Annotated in this window: 20 protein-coding genes and 1 pseudogene; 11 read left to right on the plus strand and 10 right to left on the minus strand. The window is 71.1% G+C overall.

The window, feature by feature from the left end; genetic code table 11:
* Positions 1 to 5 precede the first annotated feature (5 nt).
* Positions 6 to 1,928 carry a sulfate adenylyltransferase subunit CysN gene (cysN, locus tag FRCN3DRAFT_RS0231990; protein WP_007508424.1) on the plus strand — a complete coding sequence of 641 codons (1,923 nt, stop codon included), beginning with the start codon at positions 6 to 8 and terminating at the stop codon, positions 1,926 to 1,928.
* A 65-nt stretch (positions 1,929 to 1,993) separates the two neighbouring features.
* Here cysN and FRCN3DRAFT_RS0231995 read toward each other — a convergent pair whose 3' ends face one another.
* Complete coding sequence (locus FRCN3DRAFT_RS0231995) at positions 1,994 to 2,530, minus strand: methylated-DNA--[protein]-cysteine S-methyltransferase (RefSeq protein WP_007508426.1); 537 nt, start codon at positions 2,528 to 2,530, stop codon at positions 1,994 to 1,996.
* Positions 2,531 to 2,583: 53 nt separating this feature from the next.
* On the minus strand, positions 2,584 to 4,062 hold the full coding sequence (locus FRCN3DRAFT_RS0232000) for an AlkA N-terminal domain-containing protein (RefSeq protein ID WP_269799840.1): 1,479 nt from the start codon (positions 4,060 to 4,062) through the stop codon (positions 2,584 to 2,586).
* 876 nt (positions 4,063 to 4,938) lie between these two features.
* On the opposite strand from FRCN3DRAFT_RS0232000, the gene FRCN3DRAFT_RS54450 reads away from it, so the two are divergent.
* The 3 genes from FRCN3DRAFT_RS54450 to FRCN3DRAFT_RS0232015 all read left to right on the plus strand — a co-directional run bounded on the left by FRCN3DRAFT_RS54450 (position 4,939) and on the right by FRCN3DRAFT_RS0232015 (position 7,601).
* The gene (locus FRCN3DRAFT_RS54450; RefSeq protein ID WP_007508430.1) at positions 4,939 to 5,658 is read left to right on the plus strand and encodes a hypothetical protein; all 720 of its coding nucleotides are present in this window, start codon (positions 4,939 to 4,941) and stop codon (positions 5,656 to 5,658) included.
* 337 nt (positions 5,659 to 5,995) lie between these two features.
* The gene (locus tag FRCN3DRAFT_RS50025) at positions 5,996 to 6,313 is read left to right on the plus strand and encodes a helix-turn-helix domain-containing protein (RefSeq protein WP_007508432.1); all 318 of its coding nucleotides are present in this window, start codon (positions 5,996 to 5,998) and stop codon (positions 6,311 to 6,313) included.
* Positions 6,306 to 7,601 (plus strand): type II toxin-antitoxin system HipA family toxin, encoded by a 1,296-nt coding sequence (locus FRCN3DRAFT_RS0232015; RefSeq protein ID WP_035925444.1) that lies wholly within the window; start codon positions 6,306 to 6,308, stop codon positions 7,599 to 7,601. Before FRCN3DRAFT_RS50025 ends, FRCN3DRAFT_RS0232015 begins: the two co-directional genes overlap by 8 nt.
* Before the next feature lie 54 nt (positions 7,602 to 7,655).
* On the opposite strand, the gene FRCN3DRAFT_RS0232020 is transcribed toward FRCN3DRAFT_RS0232015, so the two are convergent.
* The 3 genes from FRCN3DRAFT_RS0232020 to FRCN3DRAFT_RS0232030 all read right to left on the minus strand — a co-directional run bounded on the left by FRCN3DRAFT_RS0232020 (position 7,656) and on the right by FRCN3DRAFT_RS0232030 (position 12,271).
* Positions 7,656 to 9,359 (minus strand): AMP-binding protein, encoded by a 1,704-nt coding sequence (locus FRCN3DRAFT_RS0232020; RefSeq protein ID WP_007508435.1) that lies wholly within the window; start codon positions 9,357 to 9,359, stop codon positions 7,656 to 7,658.
* A gap of 158 nt (positions 9,360 to 9,517) precedes the next feature.
* A complete protein-coding gene (locus FRCN3DRAFT_RS0232025) occupies positions 9,518 to 10,801 on the minus strand; it encodes an amidohydrolase family protein (protein ID WP_007508437.1) in 1,284 nt (427 codons plus the stop codon).
* 96 nt (positions 10,802 to 10,897) lie between these two features.
* Positions 10,898 to 12,271 (minus strand): thiamine pyrophosphate-binding protein, encoded by a 1,374-nt coding sequence (locus FRCN3DRAFT_RS0232030; protein WP_007508439.1) that lies wholly within the window; start codon positions 12,269 to 12,271, stop codon positions 10,898 to 10,900.
* Positions 12,272 to 12,324: 53 nt separating this feature from the next.
* On the opposite strand from FRCN3DRAFT_RS0232030, the gene FRCN3DRAFT_RS0232035 reads away from it, so the two are divergent.
* The 3 genes from FRCN3DRAFT_RS0232035 to FRCN3DRAFT_RS0232045 all read left to right on the plus strand — a co-directional run bounded on the left by FRCN3DRAFT_RS0232035 (position 12,325) and on the right by FRCN3DRAFT_RS0232045 (position 15,353).
* Entirely contained in the window at positions 12,325 to 13,074 is a 750-nt protein-coding gene (locus FRCN3DRAFT_RS0232035; RefSeq protein ID WP_007508440.1) for a hypothetical protein, read from the plus strand.
* 64 nt (positions 13,075 to 13,138) lie between these two features.
* Entirely contained in the window at positions 13,139 to 14,245 is a 1,107-nt protein-coding gene (locus tag FRCN3DRAFT_RS0232040) for an acyl-CoA dehydrogenase family protein (RefSeq protein ID WP_007508442.1), read from the plus strand.
* Between the two features lie 136 nt (positions 14,246 to 14,381).
* Positions 14,382 to 15,353: a threonine/serine dehydratase gene (locus tag FRCN3DRAFT_RS0232045; RefSeq protein WP_007508444.1), complete on the plus strand. Its 972-nt coding sequence runs from the start codon at positions 14,382 to 14,384 to the stop codon at positions 15,351 to 15,353.
* Between the two features lie 38 nt (positions 15,354 to 15,391).
* On the opposite strand, the gene FRCN3DRAFT_RS0232050 is transcribed toward FRCN3DRAFT_RS0232045, so the two are convergent.
* From FRCN3DRAFT_RS0232050 to FRCN3DRAFT_RS0232060, 3 genes are all read right to left on the minus strand, one after another.
* Positions 15,392 to 16,219, minus strand: a complete 828-nt coding sequence (locus tag FRCN3DRAFT_RS0232050; RefSeq protein WP_007508446.1) for an enoyl-CoA hydratase-related protein — start codon at positions 16,217 to 16,219, stop codon at positions 15,392 to 15,394.
* Between the two features lie 61 nt (positions 16,220 to 16,280).
* Positions 16,281 to 17,114 carry an SDR family oxidoreductase gene (locus FRCN3DRAFT_RS0232055; RefSeq protein ID WP_007508448.1) on the minus strand — a complete coding sequence of 278 codons (834 nt, stop codon included), beginning with the start codon at positions 17,112 to 17,114 and terminating at the stop codon, positions 16,281 to 16,283.
* 159 nt (positions 17,115 to 17,273) lie between these two features.
* On the minus strand, positions 17,274 to 18,137 hold the full coding sequence (locus tag FRCN3DRAFT_RS0232060; protein ID WP_007508450.1) for a mycofactocin-coupled SDR family oxidoreductase: 864 nt from the start codon (positions 18,135 to 18,137) through the stop codon (positions 17,274 to 17,276).
* 221 nt (positions 18,138 to 18,358) lie between these two features.
* Here FRCN3DRAFT_RS0232060 and FRCN3DRAFT_RS56705 point away from each other — a divergent pair, with 221 nt between their 5' ends.
* Positions 18,359 to 18,529, plus strand: a complete 171-nt coding sequence (locus FRCN3DRAFT_RS56705; protein ID WP_232794217.1) for a hypothetical protein — start codon at positions 18,359 to 18,361, stop codon at positions 18,527 to 18,529.
* A gap of 71 nt (positions 18,530 to 18,600) precedes the next feature.
* On the opposite strand, the pseudogene FRCN3DRAFT_RS57970 reads toward FRCN3DRAFT_RS56705, so the two are convergent.
* Positions 18,601 to 18,765 (minus strand): annotated as a pseudogene (locus tag FRCN3DRAFT_RS57970) (PIN domain-containing protein); the annotation flags it as partial.
* Positions 18,762 to 18,986 carry a hypothetical protein gene (locus tag FRCN3DRAFT_RS55505; protein WP_007508454.1) on the minus strand — a complete coding sequence of 75 codons (225 nt, stop codon included), beginning with the start codon at positions 18,984 to 18,986 and terminating at the stop codon, positions 18,762 to 18,764. The pseudogene FRCN3DRAFT_RS57970 and the gene FRCN3DRAFT_RS55505, both read right to left, overlap by 4 nt.
* 483 nt (positions 18,987 to 19,469) lie before the next feature.
* Between FRCN3DRAFT_RS55505 and FRCN3DRAFT_RS0232075 the strand changes: the two genes are divergently transcribed.
* The 3 genes from FRCN3DRAFT_RS0232075 (at position 19,470) to FRCN3DRAFT_RS0232085 (ending at position 24,735) form a co-directional block, all read left to right on the plus strand.
* Entirely contained in the window at positions 19,470 to 21,536 is a 2,067-nt protein-coding gene (locus tag FRCN3DRAFT_RS0232075; protein WP_007508456.1) for an ABC transporter permease, read from the plus strand.
* Positions 21,533 to 23,404, plus strand: coding sequence for an ATP-binding cassette domain-containing protein (locus tag FRCN3DRAFT_RS0232080; protein WP_007508458.1), 1,872 nt, complete (start codon positions 21,533 to 21,535; stop codon positions 23,402 to 23,404). Before FRCN3DRAFT_RS0232075 ends, FRCN3DRAFT_RS0232080 begins: the two co-directional genes overlap by 4 nt.
* Before the next feature lie 65 nt (positions 23,405 to 23,469).
* Positions 23,470 to 24,735 carry an ABC transporter substrate-binding protein gene (locus FRCN3DRAFT_RS0232085; protein ID WP_007508460.1) on the plus strand — a complete coding sequence of 422 codons (1,266 nt, stop codon included), beginning with the start codon at positions 23,470 to 23,472 and terminating at the stop codon, positions 24,733 to 24,735.
* The last annotated feature ends 12 nt before the right edge of the window (positions 24,736 to 24,747 follow it).

Below are 24,747 nucleotides of genomic sequence, written 5' to 3' on the forward strand. Positions count from 1 at the left end.
CGGTAGTGGCGCACGCGGCGGGCGACCTCGTCGCCACCGACATCGAGGAGTACCTACGCCAGCACGAGAACAAGTCGATGCTGCGGTTCATCACCTGCGGCAGCGTCGACGACGGTAAGAGCACGCTGATCGGCCGGTTGCTCTACGACTCGAAGCTGGTGTTCTCCGACCACCTGGCGGCGCTGGAGTCCGACTCGAAGAAGGTCGGCACGCAGGGCGGTGAACTGGACTTCGCGCTGCTCGTCGACGGCCTGGCGGCCGAGCGCGAGCAGGGCATCACGATCGACGTCGCCTACCGGTTCTTCTCCACCGAGCACCGCAAGTTCATCGTCGCCGACACCCCGGGCCACGAGCAGTACACCCGCAACATGGTCACCGGCGCGTCCACGGCCGACCTCGCGGTGATCCTGATCGACGCCCGCAAGGGCGTGCTCACCCAGACCCGCCGCCACAGCTACCTGGTCTCCCTGCTCGGCATTCGCCACGTGGTGCTCGCCGTCAACAAGCTCGACCTCGTCGACTACTCGAAGGACGTCTTCGACGCCATCGAGGCCGACTACCGCGCCTTCGCGGAGAAGATCGGGCTGACCGACATCGCCTGCATACCCCTGTCGGCGCTGCGCGGCGACAACATCACCGAGCCGAGCCCGAACATCCCGTGGTACACCGGCCCGACCCTGGTCGGGCACCTGGAGACCGTCGAGGTCGCAGGCGGCCAGGCCGGCGGGCCGTTCCGGCTGCCGGTCCAGTGGGTCAACCGGCCGGACCTGGACTTCCGCGGCTTCTCCGGCCAGGTCACCGGTGGCACGGTCCGCCCGGGCGACCGGGTCCGCATCGTCCCGGCGGGCACCGAGAGCACCGTCGACCGGATCGTCACCGCCGACGGCGATCTGGCCGAGGCCATCGCCGGCCAGTCGGTCACGATCACCCTTACCGACGAGGTGGACGTGAGCCGCGGCGACGTGCTCGCCGCCGCGAGCGACCCGCCGGCCGTCGCCGACCAGTTCGAGTGCCACCTGGTGTGGATGAGCGACGAGCCGATGCTGCCAGGCCGGTCCTACCTGCTCAAGCTCGGCACCCGCACCGTCGGCGCGACCGTCGCCCAGCCCAAATACAAGATCAACGTCAACACGCTGGAACACACCGCGGCCCGCACGCTGGAGCTCAACGAGATCGGCGTCGCGAACCTCAACCTGGACCGGCGGATCGCGTTCGACCCCTACACGGTGAACCGCGACATGGGCGGTTTCGTCCTCATCGACCGGTTCACCAACGCCACCGTCGCCGCCGGCCTGCTGCACTTCGCGCTGCGCCGGTCCGACAACATCCACTGGCAGGCCGTGGAGGTGAACAAGGCGGCGCGGGCCGCGGCCAAGGGCCAGCGTCCGGCGGTCGTCTGGTTCACCGGCCTGTCCGGCGCCGGCAAGTCCACCATCGCGAACCTCGTCGAGAAGAAGCTCCACGACGAGGGCCACCACACCTACCTCCTCGACGGCGACAACGTCCGCCACGGCCTGAACAAGGACCTCGGCTTCACCGAGGCCGACCGCGTCGAGAACATCCGCCGCATCGCCGAGGTCGCCCGGCTCATGGCCGACGCCGGACTCATCGTGCTCACGTCGTTCATCTCGCCGTTCCGCGCCGAACGCCAACTCGCCCGCGGGCTCCTCGACGACGGCGAGTTCGTCGAGGTCTTCGTCGACACACCGCTCGAGGTGGCCGAGTCCCGCGACCGCAAGGGCCTCTACGCCAAGGCCCGCCGCGGCGAGCTCACCAACTTCACCGGCATCGACTCCCCCTACGAACCGCCCATCCACCCCGAACTCCACCTCGACGCCTCCGGCGCCGTCACCCCCGAGGCAAGCGCCGAACAGGTCGTCAGCTACCTCCGCGAGACCGGCCTGCTCACCCCGCCGCCGGCCCCATAGGCGGCGCTCGCGTCACCCGGGTCCGGGGCCGGCCCTTTCGGCCGCCCCGGACCCGAGCCCTGGGCTCACCACAACGTGCGGCGCACGTCCGTCCCGGCCGCGGCCGGGACACGGCTCCCCCCGAACGCCAGCAGGTGCCGCTTGCGGTCGAGGCCGCCGCCGTAGCCGGTCAGGTCGCCGGTGGACCCGACGACGCGGTGGCACGGCACGATGATGCCGATCGGGTTGCGGCCGTTCGCGAGGCCGACGGCGCGCGCCGCACCCGGCCGACCGACGCGGTCGGCCAGCTCGCCATACGAGATGGTCCGCCCGTAGGGGATCTCGCGCAGCCCGGCCCACACGGCGCGCTGGAACTCGGTCCCGCGCGGGGCCAGCGGCAGGTCGAAGGCCGTCAGCTCCCCGTCGAAGTAGGCCCGCAGCTGGGCGACGACGTCGCCGAACGCGGCCGGGTCGCGATCCCCGAACGTCTCCGGCCCGGGACGATGCCGCTGCTGCTCCATGTACAGGCCGGCGAGCACGCCGTCGACGGCGACCAGGGTGAGGTCCCCGACCGGGCTGTCGACCACCGTGTGGGTCACGTGTGCTGACTGGTGGGCACGCATCTTCTTTCCTTCGGTCAGTCGGGCGGGTCAGTCGGATGGGTCGGTCAGTGGGGTCAGTCGGCCGGAAGCCGGTTGATGGGGTGGTCGCCGGTCGCCCAGAGGTACTGGACCGCGTAGGCGCGCCACGGCCGCCAGGGCGCCGAGCGCTTCGTCAACGCCGCGGGCGTCGACGGCAGGCCGAGATCGCCCGCCGCGCGCCGCACACCGAGATCCGTGGCGGCGAACGCGTCCGGGTCGCCGAGCGCGCGCATCGCGACCATCTCGACCGTCCAGGGCCCGACGCCCGGCACCGCCGCGAGCTGCGCCCTCGCCCGCTCCCAGTCGCCACCGACATCCAGCTCCACGTCCCCCGCCGCGAGGGCGGTGACCAGCGCGCCCACGCCCGCCCGCCGGGACCGGGGCATCGCCAGCGTCTCCGGGTCCAGCTCGGCCAGCGCCGACGTGGTCGGGAACAGGTGGGTCAGCCCGCCGTCGGCGTCCTCGACGGGCTCGCCGTGTGCGGCCACCAGCCGCGCGGCGAGCGTTCGCGCGGCGGCCGTCGACACCTGCTGGCCCAGCACCGCGCGGATCGCGAACTCCGCCGGGTCGGTGGTGCGCGGGACCCGCCGGCCGGGGCTCTTGGCGACCAGCGGGGCCAATGCCTCGTCGGCGCCGAGCTGGGCGTCGACCGCGACCGGGTCGGCGTCCAGGTCGAGCAGCCACCGGCACCGGTTGATCGCCGTCGTCAGGTCGCGCAGGTCGGACAGGGCCAGCCGGCACTCGATGTGCTCCGGCGCCGGGCGCAGTGCCACGACGGCATGTCCGTGCGGCAGCCGCAGCGTCCGGCGATAGGCGCCGTCGTGCCACTCCTCGATCCCCGGCACCGCCGTGGCCGCGAGGTGGCCGAACAGGTTGTCCGGGCACAGCGGGCGGCGGAACGGGAGCCGCACGACGATGGTGCCGGCCGTTCTCGTACCGGCCGTTCCGGTGCCCGGTGCTCCCGGCCCGTCGACGGCCTTCGCCCGCGTCCGCAGCTCGCTGGGCGCGAGCGCGAAGACCTCCTGAACCGTCTCGTTGAAGGCGCGCACGCTGGCGAAGCCAGCCGCGTACGCCAGGTCGGCCATCGGCAGCTTCGTGGTCTCGATCAGCAGGCGCGCGGTCTGCGCGCGCTGCGCACGGGCCAGGGCGAGCGGCCCCGCGCCCAGCTCCGCCATCAGCTGCCGTTCGAGCTGGCGGACGCTGTAGCCGAGCCGGTGGGCGAGCCCCGGCACGCCCTCGCGGTCGACGAGCCCGTCCGCGATCAGCCGCATCGCGCGGGCGACGAGGTCCGCGCGCTCGTTCCACTGTGGCGAGCCCGGCACGGCGCCCGGCCGGCAGCGTTTGCAGGCCCGGAAGCCCGCCTGCTGCGCCGCGGCGGCACTCGGGAAGAACCGCATGTTCTCCGGCTTCGGCGGCGTCGCCGGGCAGCTGGGGCGGCAGTAGATCCCGGTGGTGAGCACAGCGGTGAAGAACCAGCCGTCGAAGCGCTCGTCCCGCGCCTGAACAGCCCGCACACACCGCTCAACGTCCATGTACACACGTCTAGCCTGCTCGCCACCCGGCGCCAGGTCTCGCGGAAATACGACATGACGGTGCGGCCACATCTGACACCAGCCGGCCCAGCCGGCCCAGCCGGCCTGGCTGCTGGCTGCTGGCTGCTGGCTGCTGGCTGCTGGCTGGCAAGAATCGTGATCACATGGCCCCAGGTCGTACCCGTGGCCATCCGGCACTCCGCGTGAGGATCTCGTGGGGGCACATGCCCCCGACGCCGTCCTGGTGCGCTGTCCGGCAACGTCCGGCCGCCCTCACCAGGGAAGATCGCCATGTGTGTACTCACATCCGAGTTCCGGCGGGCCGTCAGCTCGGATTCCAGTACACATCTGCTGATCAAGCTCGTGGCGAGGCAGCACTACCGGACCGACTGCCGCGGACAACACACTGGTGCGCTGACCACGAGCGTGTACCGAGGTAGGTCAGGCGGCGTGTGATCGTGGTCGTCCCAGCGCGTTGTTGGCGCTCGCTGCGGATGCGGGCGCGTCCGCGGCATTGGGCGGCCAGGACGGTGGGGTGGCGCTGGGGTGCCCAGCCGCCAGTCAGTACCGCCTTCACCAACGTGCGGCCCTTGATCACCGCCGACGTGCTGCCAGCGTCGTGATTTCGGCAGATTCACGACGACGGCAACACGTCCGCGCGGATCTTTCGGGGCGAACGTCTGAGACCCACAGGACGGGCACCGAAATGACCGACGTCAGCCCATGGTGTCGATCATGAGACGCCACGCCGCGCCTTACACCCCAGATGCAGACACTGCCAGTTGACACTATCTGTACGATAGCTGCAGCGCGAATAGGGGGCGCCAAAATCGACGGGCAGAATGTCGAGGCGATTCGATGTCAGGAAAATTTGACGAAGAGTTTGACCGGCGCGTTCGCGCAGCAAGAGAACGTCAGGATGAGGCGGCTCGGGCCGAGCACCTGCGGAAAGCCGCCGAGGGGCCGGCGCGCGCTCGACTAAAGGAAGAGAAAGCCAGGTTCATCGCGAGCCTGCCACCCGAGCTATCGGACCCTCACGCATATATTCAAGCTAGGGTGCAGAGGGTTCGCAACATCGCAGAACAAACGGCGCATCTAGCTACGGCCGGTGGCGATGCAGGCGTTCCGATTGTACTGACGAAACGTCGGCGGCGGACCGAGGCGATTCTCTCGGGGTGGGTCCTCGACACCTCGAAGACGGGGACGAGAGAATTCTACCCAGTCACGAATGGAGTAAGCACCGACTTACCGACAATAAATGATATCTATCGAACGATCATATTGAGCAGCCACGGAATGCTGCTTGAGCACACCACCGAGACCCGATCTGGCGAAGGTTTTGGTTTTCACCCGTTCTACGCGTACGGGAACCGGAACCCACTACCGCCCCTCTCTCTAATAGCTCCTGAACCGCAAGCCCTTGTCCGGTCGTTCCGGAGTAGCCGACCGATGAGCGAACAGGAGGAGAGTTGGTTTGTGTGGCACATCCGAGACGCCTTTCTGCACCCGACGGTCGTCAGCACCGACTACATCGAAGATATTCTGGTGGAGTTTACTGCGCAGCATCTCGGGAGATAAAGGGCCGACTGGGGTGTCACAGACGGCTGCCGCGATCCTTTGACCGCGCCCCGTACCTGGCCACACAGAGCTGAAATGCGACTCCGCGAGGCTAGTCGCAAAACCCCTCGCGCAAAGCTCGCATACACCGCTCAACGTCCATGTCCACCCGTCCAGCGGGCTCGCCGCCCGGCGCCAGGTCTCGCGGAAAAGCGACATGACAGTGCGGCCCCGCGGTCCCTGGCGGTAGGTCACCGGCCGGGCGACTGTGCGCGTCCATGCACAGTGGAGTCGATGCGCACGTACATGCGCAGAGGAGCCGATGTGCACGGACGCGCACATCGACTAGAGTGTGCACGTGCGCGCACACGACCAGGCCGGAATACGGCTTACGGATGCCCAGAGCCTCGGGCTGTTCGTGCGGGCGGAGCGCCGGCGACGGGGCATGACACAGATCCAGCTGTGCGCTGAGGCGCTGGTAAGCCGTCGGTGGCTCTCGGACATGGAGGCCGGCAAGCCCACCGCCGAGATCGGGCTCGTCTTCCGGGTCATGGACGCGCTGGGTCAGATGTTGCTGGCCGCGCCCATCGTGTTGGGCCCCGACGACATCGACCTGGACGAGGTCCTCCGACGCTACGAGAATCCAGGCGGCCCTCATGGTGACGCCCATGCCTGACGATCGCCTTCTCGTCGTGTTGCTGGGGGGACGGCGTGTCGGCGAGTTGGCAATGGACGCTACCGGCAAGTTCCGCTTCACCTATGACGAGGCCTGGTCGGCCGACCAGAACGCGACTCCCCTGTCCCTGTCCATGCCCGTAGGCCAGCCCGAGCATGGTGACGGTCCGGTGCGGGCCTTTATCTGGGGCCTGCTTCCGGACAACGAAAGAGTGCTGGAGCGGTGGGCGGCGGAGTACCAGGTCTCGCCACGCAACCCGTTCGCGCTGCTGCGGCATGTCGGCGAGGACTGCGCTGGCGGAGCGCAGTTCGTGATTCCAGAACGCGTCGACGCGCTACTCGCCGGCAAGGGTTCGGTCCGGTGGCTCGACGAAGCCGAGATAGCCGACCGGCTGCGCATTCTGCGTGCGGACCCGACCGCGTGGCACGCGCATAGCACGGGGCAGTTCAGCCTCGCTGGCGCGCAGGCGAAGACGGCGCTGCACTATGACGATTTCACTGGGCGGTGGGGCGATCCTGCTGGCGCGACCCCGACCACGCACATCCTCAAGCCCGCGATCAGCGGACTGGACGACCACGACCTCAACGAGCACCTTTGCCTGTCAGCCGCGAGATTGCTCGGTATGTCGGTCGCACACACGGAGGTGCTGTCCTTCGGCGCCGAAAGGGTTATCGCCGTATCCCGCTATGACCGGGTCCAGAACCCCGCGGGACGAGTCATCCGCGTCCACCAAGAAGACATGTGCCAAGCGGCCGGTGTATCGCCGACCATCAAGTACCAAAACGAGGGCGGGCCCGGCCCCGAGCAGATCATCGATATTCTGCGCAGATACGTCCGGCCGGCGGCCTCGGCCGCCCAGCACGTGGACCGGTTCGTCGACGCGCTGGCGTTCAACTGGGTCATCGGGGGAACGGACGCGCATGCGAAGAACTACTCCGTCCTGCTCGCCGGCGCCCAGGCCCGCCTCGCGCCGCTCTACGACGTCGCCAGCGTGCTCGCCTACGACGACGTCTACCTACCAAAGCTCCGGCTGGCCATGAGGATAGGCGGTGAGTACCGCGTGGCGGCGATTTACGGTCGTCACTGGCGCCGATTCGCGACAGCCAACGGTCTGGACCCCGACGAGATCATCGCCCGAGCCCGCCGCATCATCGAGCGAGCCCCCGACGCGTTCGCGACCGTCGCGACCGCCCCGTCCGTCCAGGTCCTGGACAGCGGACTGCCGTCCAGGCTCGCGGACCGAGTCGCGCAGGCCGCGCAGGCTCGCGGCCGCGCGCTCGACCACTGACCCTCCGGGGAGCCGTACGCGGCGCCCACCGACGACGGCGACCGACCGCACGGATCAGGGCAGGTAGCGCTTCCGCAGGGCGTTCTTGGCGATCTTGCCCATGTCGGTGCGGGGGAGGTCGTCGACGATCTCGAGCTGCTCGGGGAGCTTGAACTTCGCCAGGCCGGCGGCCAGGGCGTGGGCGGCGAGGTCGGCGAGGGTGACGGGCGCGGCGCCTTCGGCCAGGCGGATGACGGCGCAGCAGCGCTCGCCGGTGCGCTCGTCGGGGAGGCCGATGACGGCGACCTCGGCGACGGACGGGTGGGTGACGAGGATGCCCTCGACCTCGGGCGCCGCGATGTTCTCCGCGTTGCGGATGATGACGTCCTTGCGGCGGCCGGTGATGCGGACATGGCCGCGCGGGCCGACGACGCCGAGGTCGCCGGTGCGGAAGAAGCCGTCGGCGTCGAAGAGGTCGGCGGTCTCGGCGGCGGGGACGCCGAGGTAGCCGGCGAAGAGCTGCGCGCCGCGGACCAGCAGCTCGCCCTCCTCGCCGGGGGCGCACGGGGTGCCGTCGAACGCGACCACCCGCAGCTCGACGCCCGGGGCTGGGCGGCCCTCGGTGACGGTGAGCTCGTCGTCGGAGTCGTCGAGGCGGGCGTGCGTCGCCAGCGGGAACTCGGTCATGCCCCAGCTGGAGAGCACGCCGCGGCCGCCGAGCTCGGCGGCGACCTCGGCATGCAGGCCGGGTGGCTTGGGCGCGCCGCCGCTGAACGCCGCCCGCAGCTTCGGGAACAGCACCGCGTCGGGGTCCTTCGCCCGGTCGGCGGCCGCGGCGGCGATGTACGCCCGCAGGAACGGCAGGGCCGAGCCGAGGAAGGTCGCGCCGAGCGCCGCCATCGTCCGCGGGGACGCCTCGGCGTCGAAGCTGTCGAGCAGCAGCAGCCGCATCCCGGACAGCAGCGACGCGGAGAGCATGACGGCGCCGCCGATGTGGGCGATCGGGAACGCGATCGGATAGAGGTCGGCGGGCGTCGACGCGACGCCGGAGACGCTGCCGCGGGCCGCGACCGACACCGAGACATCGGTGTGCAGCACGCCCTTCGGGTCCGCGGTGGTGCCCGAGGTGCTGTAGATCCAGCGGGCCTCCCGCGGCCCGGCCGGCGGCGCCGGGGGTGGGACCGGCTCGGACTCGGCGGCCATCGGCAGGGCAAGACTCGGCAGGGCAAGGTGGTCGTTCGGCGAACCCGCCGCCGCGGCACCGGGTTCGCCGAGCGCGATCGCGCGATGGTCGACGAGCAGTACGTCGATGGCGGGTTCACCGGCGTCGACGCGCGCGGCGCTGATCGCGGAGATCATCGCCTCGTGGTCGAAGCCGCGCCAGCGCGGCACCGTGACGAACAGCGAGGTAGCCGCCTTCGCGGTGACGTAGGCGACCTCGCGCTCGCGCAGCGTCGGGATGATCGGGTTCTGGGTGGCGCCGAGGCGGGCGAGCGCGACCATGAGCACCGCCGACTCCAGCGTCGTCGGCAGCTGCCAGCTCACCACGGTGCCGACGCCGACGCCGCGCGCGGCGAGCGCGGCCGCGACCCGCTCGACGGCACGCCGGAACTGCGCGGCGGTCAGGCTCCGGCCGAGATCGTCGAGCAGCAGCTCGGTGTCGGGCGTGGCCGCCGCCCGGCGCTGGACCAGCTCCCAGAAGGAGCTCGCATCCCAGACGGGTGCGGGCGGGCCCGCGTACACGCCGTCGGTCCGCGCGCTTTCCGCCGTGCCGCTCACCCGATCAACCGCCTTCTTCTCGCAGGTCAGCCCAGGCGAGGGGCCCCGCGACCACGGGTTTCCTCGTGTACCCGGAGCCCGTTCCAGGGGTCAGGAAGCCGCCGCCGACGGCCGTCCGCGCGAGGCGGACGACCGTCGGCGGCCGGAATGAAACAGCGTCAGGCAGTAGCCTTCGAGGCCATCTCGGCGAGGGAGATGCCGTCGTGCTTGATCTCGAAGCGGCCCTTGTCGAACGGGCGGATCTCCACGTCGTGGCCGGCGACCTCGGCGCGCAGCGCCCCGACGGTGCTCTTCTCCTTCGGCCGGTGCGCGAACGGGTCGAACGAGTACCAGCGCATCGCGTTCTCGTACGACATCTTGTTGACGTCCTCAGCCGGCACCCCGACCGCGGACCTGAGCAGCTCCTCGCCCGGCCACGGCCAGCTGGAGTCCGAGTGCGGGTAGTCGCACTCCCACGCGATGTTGTCGATACCGATCTTGTGGCGCAGCTCCACACCGACCGGGTCCTCGATGAAACACGTCAGGAAATGCTCCCGGAACACCTCGCTCGGCAGCTTCCCGCCGAAGTTCTGACCGGTCCACAGGTGGTGCATGTCGTAGGTCCGGTCCAGGCGCTCCAGGAAGTACGGGATCCACCCGGTCCCACCCTCGGACAGCGCGATCTTGATCGTCGGGAACTCCTTGAGCACCCGCGACCAGAGCAGGTCAGCCGCCGCACTGCAGATGTTCATCGGCTGCAGGGTGATCAGGACGTCCATCGGGGCGTCGGGCGCGGTGAACGTGAGCTTGCCCGACGAGCCGAGGTGGATCGAGAGCACCGTGTCGGTCTCGACCAGCGCCCTCCACAGCGGATCCCAGTGCGCGTCGTGGAAGCTCGGGTAGCCCAGGGTCGCCGGGTTCTCGGTGAAGGTGATCGAATGGCAGCCCTTCGCCGCGAGCCGGTGGACCTCCGCCGCGGCCAGCTGCGGGTCCCACAGCACCGGCAGGCCCATCGGGATGAACCGGCCGGGGTAGGCGCCGCACCACTCGTCGATATGCCAGTCGTTGTACGCCTGGACGACGCTCAGCGCCAGGTCCTTGTCGTCCGCGGCCGCGAACAGCCGAGCGGAGAAACCCGGGAACGACGGGAAGCACATCGAGCCCAGCACCCCGCCCGCGGACATGTCCTTGACCCGCTCGTGGATGTCGTAACAGCCAGGGCGCATCTCGTCGAAGGCGGTCGGCTCGACGCCGTACTCCTCCTTCGGCCGCCCGGCCACCGCGTTCAGACCCACGTTCGGGATGATCGAACCGTTGAACGTCCACACATCCGAGCCGTCCTCGCGGTGGAGGACCTTCGGCGCCTGATCGGCGAACTTCGCCGGCAGGCGGCCCTGGAACATGTTGGGCGGTTCGACGAGATGGTCATCAACACTGATCAGGATGAGGTCTTCCACGTTCATGCCGAGCCTCCGCTCACGAGCAAGTCCGTCAGAGGCAACGTGTCCTCTTGACAACTGATTGGATCCAATATGCCGCCCATCGGCAAGTAGCCCGAATCACATGGGACCAGCCGGCGGGCTGAGAGTCCAGGCGACCAGCGGGCCGGCCGCGGCGATCAGTTCCTGAGTGGCGGCGTAGTCGACGGGCAGTTCGAGGACGTGCACGCCCGGGGTGGCGAGCGCGTCGAGGAGCCATTCCCGGTGCTGGCTCGACGATCGGGGCGCGCCCCGATCGCCCCAGACCTCGACGACGAGCGTGACACCGAGGCGCCCGGCCCAGTCCAGGCAGGCCGCGGCGACGCCCGCGCGGGGCGGGTGGTCGACCACCGCCACGCCAACGCCGCCCTCGCCGCCAACGCCGCCCTCGCCGGCGAGGGCGGCGGACAGCGCGCCCGCGATCGCCACGCCGTCCCGTCCGGCCGCCGGCACCCGGACGCTACCCAGCCGGACCGTCGAGAACGTCCGGCCGATCCAGTGCGCGGCCGGGCCCGGCTCAGTCCACACGGAGCCGCCCGCCGGCAGCACCGCGGCGAGGTCGGCCGCCGCGCACGCCGGGTTCAGCGGCGCGCCGGTGGCCGCGTACAGCGGGCCCGCGACGGCGGCGAGCTCCCGGTAGAGCGCGGGACGCGGGCCGCCCTCGACGACGGGAACCCGTGCCCGCATCGTCGCGGCGGCGGCCGGCAGGTCGGCGGGGTCGACGGTGACCAGCCGCGCCGGGTCGATTCCGGCGGCGGTGAACAACATGGGGGCACACTCGTCGGCGTCCAGCCCGACGGCGACGACCACCGCGTCCGGGTGCGCGCCGGCGAGCGCGAGGTCGCGTTCCTGCAGGCAGCCGGTGCCGAGATGGTGCGGGCTGTCCCAGCGGAACACGCCCTTGGCGGTGAAGGCGTTGAGCACGCCCAGCTCGCCGCGCGCGGCGAGCTGGGCCAGGTCCGGCACCGCGCCCGCGCGGACGACGCCTCGGCCGGCGAGCACCAGGTCGACCTCGGTCGGCCCCGTGGAACCCGGCCGCCAGGCGGCGCCCGACAACCGCGGCGCGAGGCTCGGGTCGCCAGGTGTCGTCACGGGAGGCCGGGCCGGATCCGGGTCGGTCATCAGGTTGAAGTGGAGGCGGACGGCGACCGCGCCAGCGCCCGCCTTCCTCGCCCGTAGGACGGCGGCGGCGAGTTCGGACGCGTCGCGGGCGGTCACCGGCTCGCCGGGATCCATCCGCCGGGAGAGGAGGGTCAGCGTCTCGCCGTCCCACAGGGCGCCGAGACCGCCGCCCATCGTCCCCTCGGCCTCGGCGAGCGCGAGCGCGCACTCCAGGTCCGGCGCCGGCACGGCTCGGATGCCGGGGATCGCCCGGGCGGCGCCGCCACCCGGGCCGTCGGGCGTCTCGATCACGTATTGGAGGCCCTGGCGGCGCAGCCAGTCACCGACCGTCATGCTCCCCCTTCGATCCTTCCACCGGTGAAAGGTATGTTATATACAATCTGCGTGTGACGACGAACACCAAGGTCTACACCCACGAGTTCATCGACATCGTGGGCACGAACCGGGCGAACTACGTCCACCACATGACCGCGAACTGGAGCCCGATCGCCCAGGAGGAGCGCAACCAGCTCTGCTACGGCGTCTGGGGCGTGATCGGTACCACCGGGCGCTGGCCGCAGGTGATCAACATGTGGGAGGAGGACGGCTTCGACGGCCTCGCGGCCGGTCTCGAGCACGAGACGAAGTCCGCCACCTTCCAGGACCCCAAGCTCGCCAAGTGGTGGCAGGAGGCGTCCGGCTACCGCAGCGGCGGTCTCGACCGGATCGTCGTCCCGGCACCGTGGGCGCCGACCATCGAGCAGCTGTGCGCCGAGGGCGTGCGCGGCGACGTGTACGCCCACGAGCTGGTCAAGGTCCCGCGCGGGACCGCCAGCGACTTCCTGGAGATCGCCGCCGACGAGGCGGCGCCGGTGTACGCGCCGTTCGGCTGGAAGCTCGTCGGCGCGTTCCGCACCGCGCTGGCCGACGAGTCCGAGTGCCTGCTGCTGTGGGGCATCGAGAGCATGCAGGCCTGGGCCGAGCTGGAGAAGGCGGCCACCTTCGGCGGCGAGGCGGTGAACGGCTGGCGCAAGCGGCTGTTCGAGGTCAGCGAGTCGTCCGGCCGTTTCCTGATGCGCGACGCGCCACTGTCGCCGATGCGTATCGGCCGCCAGCCCAGCCGTTCCGACCGGCACGAGGGCTGGACGGACCTGTAGGCACAGGTCCATGAACGTCGCAGGATCTGTAGCCGTCGAGGAAGGCGTCCGGGAGGGGTCTGGCGTGAGCGTGTCGTTCAGCGAGGAACGCGAGCAGTTGCGCGGGGTCGTGCGCGAGTTCCTCGCGGACGTCGCGGGCGAGGAGGCGGTGCGCGCGGCCATGGTCTCGCCCGCCGGCTGGGACCCGGCCGTGTGGCGCGGCCTGGCCGAGGATCTCGGCGTCCTGGGCCTGGGCATCCCGGAGGAGCTCGGTGGTGTCGGCTACGGCTTCGCCGAGATCGGTGTCGTCTTCGAGGAGAGCGGCGCCGCCCTGCTGTGCGCACCCCACCTGGCCACGGTCACCGCCGCGCAGGCGCTGCTCGCCGCCGGCGACGACGCCGCGGCGGCCGACCTGCTGCCGCCGGTCGCCGCCGGGACCGTCGCGACGCTCGCGGTGACCGAGGCCGACGGACGCTTCGAGGAGTCGTCGGTGCGGGCGACCGCCGAGCGCGCCGCCGTCGGCTGGCGGCTGACGGGTACCAAGATGTTCGTGCTGGACGGCGCCACCGCCGAGCTCGTCCTCGTCGCCGCTCGCACCGGCGCCGGGGTGAGCCTCTTCGCGGTCGACGGCGCCGCGGACGGGCTGCGCCGCACCGGCCTGGCGACCCTCGACCAGACCCGCCGGCAGGCGCGCCTCGACCTCGCCGGCGCGCCCGGGCGGCTCATCGGCGCGGAGGGCGGCGCCTGGCCCGCCATCGAGCGGGCGGTGCGGCTGGCGATTGTGGCGCTGGCCGCCGAGCAGGTCGGCGGCGCGAGCCGGGCGCTGGACATGGCCGTCGAGTACGCCAAGACCCGCGTCCAGTTCGGCCGGCCGATCGGCTCGTTCCAGGCCATCAAGCACAAGTGCGCGGACGTCCTCGTCGAGGTCGAGTCGGCCCGCTCGGCGGCCTACGCCGCGGCGGCGGCGGCGCAGCGGCCGGACGACCCGGAGCTCGCGCTGGTCTCGAGCCTGGCCAAGGCCTACTGCTCCGACGCCTACGTGCACGCCGCCGCCGAGAACATCCAGATCCACGGCGGCATCGGCTTCACCTGGGAGCACCCGGCCCACCTCTACTTCAAGCGGGCGAAGAGCTCGCGGGTGCTGTTCGGTGACCCGGTCCACCACCGGGAGCTACTGGCCCGTCAGCTATAGCCAACTCAGCTATAGCCAACAAGGACGGAGGGCCGTCCCACCAGCGGCTTCACCAGCGACGACCCGTCGGGCATTACGCGGCCGCGCGGCACGGTAGGTTTGTGAACAGCCTCAAGCTCCGGATCGGAGTCCCGCTGTGAGCGATACCGCCGCCCGCGACATCACCACGACGGACGCCGTCACCCGCGAGGTCATCGCGTCGGTGGACGAGATCCTGCGGCCGTACATACGGCGGACTCCGGTTCTCGAGATCGACCGGGCCGACTTCGGGCTTCCGCCGGGGCCACTCACCCTCAAGCTCGAACACCTCCAGCACTCCGGGTCGTTCAAGGCACGCGGAGCATTCGCCAACCTGCTGCTGCGCGACGTCCCCGGGGCCGGGGTCGTCGCGGCCTCCGGCGGCAACCATGGCGCCGCCGTCGCGTACGCGGCCCGTGTCCGGGGAGTTCCGGCGCGGATCTACGTGCCGGAGGTCTCCTCGCCGGCGAAGATCGCCCGGATACGCGGCTACGGCGCCGATCTCGTCATCACGGGCGCGACGTATACCGAGGCCCATGGGGCCAGCGGCGTCTGGGCGGCCGAGTCCGGCGCCTTGCCGGTACCGGCCTTCGACCAGGTCGAGACGATCCTCGGCGCGGCGACGCTCGCCGTCGAACTCGAACGACAGGCTGGCCGGACAGCGACGGTGATCGCATCCGTCGGGGGTGGCGGGCTGCTCGCGGGCATCGCCGGCTGGTGCGCTCGCCGAACACGCGTCGTGGGAGCCGAACCCGAGGAGGCGCCGACCCTGACTCGCGCGCTGGCCGCGGGACGCCCGGTTGACGCCCCCACCGGCGGGGTCGCGGTCGACTCTCTCGCCCCGCGCCGGGTCGGTGAGCACACCTTCCAGATCATCAGCCGCTACGTCGACCGGGTGGTTCTGGTGACCGACGACCAGATCCGGCTGGCCCAGGAGATGCTGTGGGACCGGCTGCGCCTCGTCGCCGAACCGGGTGGTTGCGCCGCGCTCGCCGCCGTTGTCTCGGGCAGGTACACACCCTCGCCCGACGAGGCCATCGCCGTCGTGATCAGCGGCGCGAACACCACCGCGGTGAGCTTCGCCTCCTGACCGTCGGCGTGCGCGGCTAGCTCGACCGATCTCGCCAATCAGTCTGGCCGGCGCGCGGTCCTAGCCGCCTTCGCCTCTCTGGCCGCGCGCAGCCGGTCGCGCAGCTCCCGGACGTGGTCAGCGAAGCCGGGCCGGGCGACCGACCATTCCTGGGCGGCCAGCTCCAGGGCGACGGCCTCGTCCGACGACGTGACCGCGAGGCTCGCTCGCAGCGTCTCCTTGGTACGCGCCACCAGGTCGCGCTGGCGGCCGGCGGCACGGGCGGCCAGCGCGCAGGCCTGGTCCAGCAGCTCGTCGTCCGGCACGCAGCGCCACGCGAGCCCGGTGGCGGCCGCCTCCTCGCCGGTCAACCGGTCGCCGCACAGCACCAGCGCCGCCGCCCCCTGCGGCCCGACCCGGTGGGCCAGCCGCCACAGATGGCCGCCGCCGGGGTGGATGCCGACGTCGAGGAAGCGGGGGTCGAACGTCGCCGACGGCGCGGCGAGCACGACGTCGCAGGCAAGCGGCAGGTTCACCCCAGCGCCGATGGCCGGCCCGCCGACGGCCGCGACCGTCGGCACCGGGGCGTTCGCGAGGGCGAGCATCCCCGCGTACAGGTCACGCAGCGGCGCCTTCGGGGTGATCAAATCGTCCAGGTTCCCACCGGAGGAGAACACCGGGGGGCATGCGGCCAGCACGATCGCCCCGGCGCCCGCCGCCAGCGCCGCCGCCACCGCGGCGGCGAGGGCGTCGGAGAGCTCCAGCGACAGCGCGTTGCGGTGCGCCGGGTCGTCGAGCGTCAGCACCGCATAGCCATCCCGGAGCTCGGTCGCGACCAGCGGCCGAGCAACCGCCGCATCCGGGGCCTGCTGGGTTTCTGCCGTCACGGCAACCTCCGACGAGCTCGGCGCGGTGGGACATCGGTGCGGGGCGGCTGGGCCCCGGCGGTCAGAGCGGCAGCTTCCCGTCCGCGTCGAGAAGTTGACCTTCGGCGGCGCGCTGGCCCAGCTGGCCCAGGGTCGAGGCCTCCAGTGGCGCGCTCGCCGGGTTGAAGGTGACGTCGTCGACGGCGATCTTCGGGTGCGCGAGCGCGAAGGCGGTCAGCTCGGCGACCGCGACGCCCACGTCGTCCACGTGCATGAAGTCGGCGGTGACGACGCCGGTGCCGGCCCACTTGGGCAGCACCTCGCTGAGCACCTCACCGGAGAAGTCGCGGTGGATCTCGGTCGGCATGGTCGCGCCGATGGTCAGCCGCAGGAAGCGGTGCTCGGGGTGCTCGAGGCGCCAGGTGCGGATCGAGTGCTCCAGCGCGGCCTTGCTGGCGCCGTAGGCGCCCATGCCCTGCAGCGGCTGGGCGACGTTGGCCGAGGAGACGTAGAGGAACAGCCCTGGCTCGGTCCTGGCCTTCACCGCGGCGGCCGTGACCAGCGCCGGGCCGACGACGTTGGTGGCGAACGCGCCCCCCCAGGTGTCGGCCGTCAGCCTGGTCATCAGCTGCAGCGGGGAGACGCCGACCGGGAAGAGCACCGCGTCCAGCCCGCCGAGCGCCGCGATCGCGTCCTCGACGACCCGGGCGCAGTCGTCCTCGCGGTGCAGGTCCGCGGGGATCGCGACACCGCCGCCGGCCGTGGCGACGACCTCGTCGAGCTGGGCGGCGCGCCGGCCGGCGACGGCGATCTCGCCACCGCGCGCGGCGACCGCCAGGGCGGTCGACCGGCCGACGCCGGACGAGGCCCCGACGACCAGGATCCGACGACCCTTCAGATCGATCTCGATACCCATGCGGCGCGCTCCCTGAGCTGGCGGACGACGGCGTCAGATCGGATACTATATCCAACCATGATCTTGCACGTCCAGCCAGCCCCGCAATGACGCGGGGCGCTGCCCGGCTCGATTCTCACCGTGCCGGGCAGCGCCCCACGCTGCCGCGCTCGCGCTACGTCAGATGGCGCGCTCGCCCTTGAGCATCGAGCCCGCGTCGAGCCGGATGTTGAGGCCGGTGATGTAGCGGGAGTCCTCGCTGGCCAGGAAGGTGATCAGCGCCGACACGTCACCCGGCTCGATGTACGGGATCGGCATCGGCTGCATGAACGGGAAGGCCGCCTCCGCGTCCTCGCGGGTGGGCGTCTTGCCCTCGGCGACGAGGTCCGGGCGGAACGAGCGGTAGATGTCGTCGTTCATCAGCAGGCGGGTGTTGACGTTGGTCGGGTGGACCGCGTTCAGCCGGATGTTGTGCGGGGCCAGCTGCAGCGCGAGCGTCTCGACGTACTGGAAGACCAGCCGCTTGGCGAACGAGTACGCCACGCCGCCGGTCTTGCCCATCGCCTCCGTCGTGTTCTTCATCAGCCCGGCGGTGGAGCCGGTGATGATGACCGAGGCGCCGGCCTGCAGGTGCGGAGCGACGACGGCGACCGTGTTGTGGGCGCCGACGAAGTCGACGTCCATGCCGTCGATGAAGCCCTCGATCAGGGTGTTGTCGGTCATCGGCAGGATGCCGGCGTTCGCGAGGACGATGTCGACCTTGCCGAAGCGGGCGAGGCCCTGGTCGAGCGCGGCCTTCAGCTCCGCCTTGATCCGCACGTCCGCCTTGACCGCGACGATGCCGCGGCCGAGCGCCTCGACCTCCTTGACGGTCTGCGCCAGGTCATCGGCGCTCGCCATCTCGTAGTTGACGGACGGGATGTCCTCACAGATGTCGACCGCGATGATGTCCGCACCCTCGCTGGCGAGCTTGATGGCGTGACTACGCCCCTGCCCCCGCCCGGCGCCGGTGATGAAGGCGACCTTGCCGTCCAACTTGCCCATGTATTTCTTCCTCCTCAATCGCGATCTCGGTCGCGACCGTGGCCTGGGACGCGATCGTGGCGGCTGCGCCTACGACGCCGGTCGTCATCGTAGTTCTCCGTCGGGGAGAGACGCATTCCGTAACGATCCGATGCGGATCGAGGAAAGAGCTGCTAGATGGGGCCAAGCTCCTCATATCAGGGGTACGGACCACCCGCGCCGCTCAAGCGAGGCCTGCGCCGATGAGCGGGGCCCGGGTCACCGACCCACCTGGCCCAGGCGGGTACAGCCGGCGCCGGGTCAACGGGATCGAGGCGGCCGTGCTGCCCCGCCTGGGCACCCCGTCCTGGACACCCCGCGAAGCCCAGCCGCTCGGACCACAGGCGTCCAGCCGCCTCGATCCGCTCTCGTAACCGAAGGGCAAGATCCGTTCAGCGAAGGCGCCTTCAACGGCACGGCGCCGCCTGCCGGTCAGCTCGGCCTTCCGGCGTCCCTCGGGCAGCCGGGCGATTCCGTAACGCGACTCGGCAGTCGTCAGCGCGGTGACGCAGACCTCGCCTTCCGGCTGGTCGTCAATCCATGCCAGCGCGCCGGGGTCAGGGCGCGGGCGCATCATTTCCGAGACGACGCTGGCGTCCAGGACGATCATTTGGGGAGGTCCGCCGCTCTGGGCCGCTCGGTGCGCGGAGGCAGCGGAATCTCGTCGCCGTCGTCCAGATCCGCGAGCATGATCGCGATTCCGGCCCTCAGGTGGTTGTAGGCGCTGCCGTTCCATGACCATCGGAGCGCACAACCGGCGATCACGTCCGCGGGGCGGCTTTGGTGGCCCGGTACTGGATATTCGGCCAGCGGCCGGGCGTGCGTCGTCATATTCGGCCAGCGGCCGGGCGTGCGTCGTCATATTCGGCCAGCGGCCGGGCGTGCGTCGTCCGGGTCGTGGTTGCGGCGGCCGCCACCATTGCCACCGCCGCCGCCCGACGGCGGGCGGGGTCGCCCACGGCGGTCAGGACAGGTTGCCGGGCGGGCGGTCGCGGCGAACCTGTCCACGCTCCGACGATGGACGGTCGGTGGAGGACGGTAAGTCAACCGACGCACACGCCGAGACACTTCCTAGCTTCAATGCGTAACTGGCCCAGACCAAGCTTGACTTTGATGTCGAGGAATGTAACCTTCGTCACACCCCGCCGGCCGACACAGGCAGCAGGCGGCACGCCACTGACCCGGTAACCGGTCCGTCAAAGGAGCAATGTCGGTGAGAAGGCGTATGACCTGGACCCGTCCAGAATTCTCTGACAGTACTGTCGCGTTCTTACGTTAACGGTCGGCCGATAGGGCTGACGCGGAGGAAGCAGCGTGCTTCAGTACATCCTGGCCGGCTTGGCGCTCGGCTCCATCTATGCAATCGCGTCCGCGGCGCTGGTAGTCACCTACGTCTCGGCTGGCGTCTTCAACTTCGCCTTCGGCTCAATGGCCTACGTCGTCGCCCGGTTCTACTACTGGCTCAACTCCGAGCATGGAATGTCGACCGTCTCGGCCGGCTTGCTGGCAATCCTCGTTCTGGCGCCGTTGCTGGGTGTCGTGCTCTACGGAGTGCTGTTCCGGTTCATCCGAAACTCCTCGATGCTCGTCAAGATCGTCGCAACGATCGGCCTGTCGGTGGCGCTCCCCGCGATCAGCGACCTGATTTTCGGCAACCAGGCGATCACGTCCGCGCCTGGCCTGGCGGCGCTGAACGACAAGCCTTTCCACGTCCTCGGGACGGTGGTCACCACCGACCAGGTGATCACCTACGGGTTCCTCGTCTTCGTCGTCGTGGCAGGCACGGCGGTGCTCCGGCTGACCGACGTGGGCCTGAAGGTGCGGGCGATGGTCGACTCCGAGGCGATGTCCTCGCTGTCGGGCACCCACCCCGGTCGGGTCTCGCTCGGAGTGTGGGCGGTCAGCTCCACGCTCGCCGGGCTCGCCGGCGTCCTGGTCGCTCCCACGAACGGCCTGTCCCCCATCGGGATGACGGCGCTGATGTCGGCGGCGATCGCCGCGGTGGTGGCCGCGCGGCTGCGCTCACTGCCCGGCGCGGTCGCCGCGGCGCTGGCGATGGGCGTCATCACCGACGTGATCCAGAAGTACCTGCCCACGAACAGCTCGCTGACCGCGGCCATCGTGCCCAGCGTCCCGTTCGCGTTCATGGTGGTCTTCCTGATCTTCTACATCGTGCGTTCGGGGTCGGTCGACGAGCACGCCGGTGCCGGCGGGCCGCTCGACCAGGCGATCCGGCCCGCGGCGGCGGACTCGGCGGTCACCCCGGCGGCCACCTACACCGCCCCCTGGGAGAGATGGGTCGGGCTGGTCCCGCTGGTCGTCGTGGCCTTCGTGCCACTGATCTTCAAGGGCTCGCCCTACTGGCTGGGACTGACCGCGCTCGGGCTGTGCTACGGCATCACCTACCTCACCTTCACCGTCGCCACCGGCGAAGGCGGGATGCTGTGGCTCTCACAGATCGTCTTCGCCGGTGCCGGTGCGATCGGCGCCGCCCAGTTCGCCACGAACGCCCACCTGCCCGTGCTGCTGGCGATCGTCGTGGCCGGGCTCGTCGCGGCCGTCGCCGGCGCGGTCCTCGGGCTGCTCACCATCCGGCTCGGTGACCTCTACGTAGGCCTCGCCACCCTGACGTTCGGGCTGCTGGTGGAGACGCTGGTCTTCACCCGCGACCGCTTCCTGCAGGGTGGGCTCGGGGTCATCATCGAACGTCCCGGCTGGGCCGTCGACGACCTGAAGTTCGCCTACCTGGCGCTGGCCGTGTTCGTGGTCCTAGCGGCGCTGACCCTGAACCTGCGCCGCTCCACGAGCGGGCTCGCGCTGCGCGGGGTCCGCGACAGCGCGCCGGCGGCGCGGACGCTGGGCCTGAGCGTCGTGCAGGTGAAGGTCATCGTCGGCGCGCTGGCCGCGTTCGTCGCCGCCGTGGGCGGCGCCTTCGTCGCGATGTACCAGATGACGGCCCAGCCGACCTCCTGGGCGACGTACGCCGGCCTGGTGTGGCTCGCCGTGGTGGTGACCCTCGGGGTTCGTTCCATCTCGGCCGCTCTGCTGGCCGGGCTGTCGTTCACCCTGCTCCAGGGGGTGCTCCAGACCTACGCGCCGGCCAGGCTGACCTCGCTCCTGCCCATCCTGTTCGGCCTCGGCGCGATCGGGGTCGCGCGCAATCCCGAAGGCGCCGTCCCTCAGGCCGGCCGACAGCTGCGCCGGCTGCTGACCAGGGCGCTGGCCCGGACCGCGCGGCCGGCGCCGCCCGCCCGGACCGCCCTGGCCGGGATGGACGCGGGAGCCGGCACACCGCCGCTGGCCACGGCCGAAGCATCCGTAGCCCACGTCGGCGGCCCGGTTCGAGAAGCGGCCGCCGCGACGACGAAGGCGGAACCATGACCGGCGGCCCGGCGGCGACGGACGGCACGACTATCCAGACCGATGACGACCAGCCGGCGGGTGCCGAGCCGGTGGCCGCGCAGGCAGCGCCCACACACGGGGCGGCAACGCAGGCGGCGGCCACCCAGGCTGCGGCCACGCGGCCGGCGGAGGGCGCGGCGTCCACGCACCCGGGCGGCGCGGCGTCCACGCGCCCGGGCCCGGCCGGGACACCACGGCTCGCCTGCGTCGGCGTCACGATGCGGTTCGGCGGTCTCGTCGCCGTCGACGACGTCGACCTCTCCGTCCCGGCCGGGCAGATCGTCGGGCTGGTCGGGCCGAACGGTGCCGGCAAGAGCACCCTGTTCGCGGTGGTGTCCGGGCTGCTGCGCCCTACGCGCGGGAAGGTGCTGCTCGACGGTGTGGACATCACCGGCACCAGCGCGCAGGCGCGGGCGACCCGGGGGCTGGCCCGCACCTTCCAGCACCCGGAGCTCTTCACCAGTCTCACCGTTCGTGATCACCTCGTGCTCGCCCACCGGGTCCGCAACACCAAGCAACGGGTCTGGTCCGACCTGTTCACCGCCGGCAGCCTGCTCCGGCCGCGGGCGGCCGAGACCGACGCCGTCGACGGCCTGCTGGAGCTGCTCGGCCTCGGCGACGTCGCCCACCGCCCGGCCATGGGGCTGCCGCTGGGAACCGCCCGGCTGGTGGAGCTGGGCCGCGCGATGGCGACCTCCCCGACCGTGCTCCTCCTGGATGAACCCTCCTCCGGGCTGGACTCGGCGGAGACCGAGCAGCTCGAACGGGTGCTGCGGCGGGCGACCCACGAGCGCGGCATCTCCGCCCTGCTGGTGGAGCACGACGTCGAGCTGGTGATGCGCCTGTCCAGCGCGATCTACGTCCTCGACTTCGGGAAGCTGATCGCCAGTGGCACGCCCGAACAGGTCCGGGCGAACCCCGCGGTGCAGGCCGCCTACCTTGGCGAGGAGCTGACGGCCGCGACCGACCCGGCAGCCGCCGCCGAGGCCGTGGAGGCCGTGGAGGCCGCCGATTCGGCCGGCCAGACCGCCGCCATCCTGGCCGACGAGGCAGGACCGGCCGCCGTCACGGCCCGCCCCGAGGTCGGGGACGGCGACAGCGCCCAGGACGCCGCCGCGGCGGGCGGGGCGTTGCTGACCGTCGACGGCCTGGCCGTGCACTACGGCGAGGCGCGCGCGCTAGGCGACGTCTCCTTCACCTTGGGGGCCGGCACGGCGCTGGCGGTGCTGGGCGCGAACGGCGCGGGGAAAAGCAGCCTCGCCCGCGCCATCTCGGGGCTGGTGCCTCCCTCCGCCGGACGGGTGGTCTTCGACGGCGAGGACATCAGCACCTGGCGGCCGCACCGCATCCGCCGGGCCGACCTGGTCCACCTCCCCGAAGGGCGCGGGGTCTTCCGCGGCCTCACGGTCATCGACAACCTGCGGATGGCCGCCGGGGCCGCCGGTGGGCGGCGAGCCCGGCGCGAGGCGGTGAACCTGGCGCTGGAGATCTTCCCGATCTTCGCCGCCCGGCGTCGCCAGGTCGCGGGGCTGCTCTCCGGCGGGGAGCAGCAGATGCTCTCCCTCGCCAGGGCGCTGGCCACCGCGCCAAAGATGGTGATCGCCGACGAGATGTCCCTGGGACTCGCGCCGAAGATGGTCGACCAGGTCTTCGACGGGCTGGCCCGGGCCCGCCAGGCCGGCGTCACCGTGATCATGATCGAACAGTACGTCCACCGCGCCCTGGACTTCGCCGACGAGTGCCTGGTCCTGCAACGCGGCGTGGTGGCCTGGCAGGGCCCCAGCGCCGACGCCCGCGGCGAGGTCCTGCGCCATTACCTGGGCGACGCCACGACCGCCGACGCCTGAGCCGAACGACGGCCCTGTCCCGCATCCACAGCCGCGACCCACCACCGATGGCACGGGGAGAGAAAATGATCCGCGGGAGAAAACGAATTCTCGGCGTCGCGGCGGCCGGTGCCGTCGCCCTGCTCGTCACGGCCGCCGGCTGCGGTGGCTCGTCCGGGTCGGGCGGCGGCGGAGGCGGAAACGCCAGCGGCCCAGCCGGCAACAAGACGATTACGGTGGGGATATTAACCGACATCACCGGGCCGGCCGCCTCCGGTAACAAGACCAGCGTCGACGGCGTCAAGGCCGGCGTGGTGTACGCGGCGCGCAACGGCTACAACATCAAGTATGTCGTGGGCGACACGCTGACGACGCCGGACGGCGCGCTCTCGGCCGCGCAGAAGATGGTCACCCAGGACCACGTGCTGGTCGTCATCGCGCACTCGGCCCTGGCCTTCACGGCCGCGAACTACCTCACCGCCCACAAGGTCCCAGTGGTCGGGATGGCCGAGGACGGCCCCGAGTGGATCACGGCGAAGAACATGTTCTCCGTCGTCGGGCCACTGCAGCAGACCAAGGTCGCGACGACCATCGGCAAGTTCCTCAAGATGCAGGGCGTCACCAACCTCGCGTCGATCGGCTACTCGGTCTCGCCGCTGTCCTCGGAGGCCGCGCTCTCGGCCGGCGAGTCGGCCAAGGCCGCGGGCGTCAAGGTCGGCTACCTCAACGCCAAGTTCCCGTTCGGCAGCACCGACGTCGGCCCGACCGTGCTGGCCATGAAGCAGGCCGGGGTCGACGCGTTCACCGCCTCCGTCGACCCGAACACCACCTTCGCCCTGATCACCGGGCTGCGCCAGCAGGGCGTCAACCTCAAGGTCGCGCTGTCGCCCACCGGCTACGGCGGTGACCTGGAGCAGGCCGGCCCCGGCGCGCTGAGCGCCGCGCAGAACGTCTACTTCCAGATCGGCTACGAGCCGATCGAGCTGCAGACGGCCGCCACCAAGCAGTTCCAGAGCGACCTCAAGGCCGCCGGCGTCACCGCCGCGCCCTCCTACGCCACGTACAACGGGTACGCCGCCATCGGCCTGCTCGTCCGCGGGCTCAAGGGCGCCGGCGCCAACCCGACCCAGGCGTCGGTCATCACCTCGCTGTCGGGCATTCACGACTGGGACGGCCTGGGTCTCTTCGGCGGCCGCAAGGTCGACATCAACGACCGCGAGAACGTCGTGGGCGGGGCGGGCAACTGCACCTGGATCATGAAGCTCGAGGGCGACAAGTTCACGCCCGTCAAGGGCGCCACCCCGATCTGCGGCGACGTGATCCCGGGCGTCACCGTGGCGCCGCAGTCCTGATCCACGGACAGA

The sequence above is a fragment of the Pseudofrankia saprophytica genome (assembly GCF_000235425.2).
GTDB classification, from domain to species: Bacteria; Actinomycetota; Actinomycetes; order Frankiales; family Frankiaceae; genus Pseudofrankia; species Pseudofrankia saprophytica.

Coding starts and splice junctions, on each gene's coding strand:
- FRCN3DRAFT_RS0232060 (WP_007508450.1), bottom strand. CDS start 18,137: ATGGGCAAGTTGGACGGCAAGGTCGCCTTCATCACCGGCGCCGGGCGG.
- FRCN3DRAFT_RS0232080 (WP_007508458.1), top strand. CDS start 21,533: ATGACCGGCGGCCCGGCGGCGACGGACGGCACGACTATCCAGACCGAT.
- FRCN3DRAFT_RS55505 (WP_007508454.1), bottom strand. CDS start 18,986: ATGACGACGCACGCCCGGCCGCTGGCCGAATATCCAGTACCGGGCCAC.
- FRCN3DRAFT_RS54450 (WP_007508430.1), top strand. CDS start 4,939: ATGTCAGGAAAATTTGACGAAGAGTTTGACCGGCGCGTTCGCGCAGCA.
- FRCN3DRAFT_RS0232015 (WP_035925444.1), top strand. CDS start 6,306: ATGCCTGACGATCGCCTTCTCGTCGTGTTGCTGGGGGGACGGCGTGTC.
- FRCN3DRAFT_RS0232085 (WP_007508460.1), top strand. CDS start 23,470: ATGATCCGCGGGAGAAAACGAATTCTCGGCGTCGCGGCGGCCGGTGCC.
- FRCN3DRAFT_RS0232055 (WP_007508448.1), bottom strand. CDS start 17,114: ATGGGTATCGAGATCGATCTGAAGGGTCGTCGGATCCTGGTCGTCGGG.
- FRCN3DRAFT_RS0232025 (WP_007508437.1), bottom strand. CDS start 10,801: ATGAACGTGGAAGACCTCATCCTGATCAGTGTTGATGACCATCTCGTC.
- FRCN3DRAFT_RS0231995 (WP_007508426.1), bottom strand. CDS start 2,530: ATGCGTGCCCACCAGTCAGCACACGTGACCCACACGGTGGTCGACAGC.
- FRCN3DRAFT_RS0232030 (WP_007508439.1), bottom strand. CDS start 12,271: ATGACGGTCGGTGACTGGCTGCGCCGCCAGGGCCTCCAATACGTGATC.
- FRCN3DRAFT_RS56705 (WP_232794217.1), top strand. CDS start 18,359: ATGAGCGGGGCCCGGGTCACCGACCCACCTGGCCCAGGCGGGTACAGC.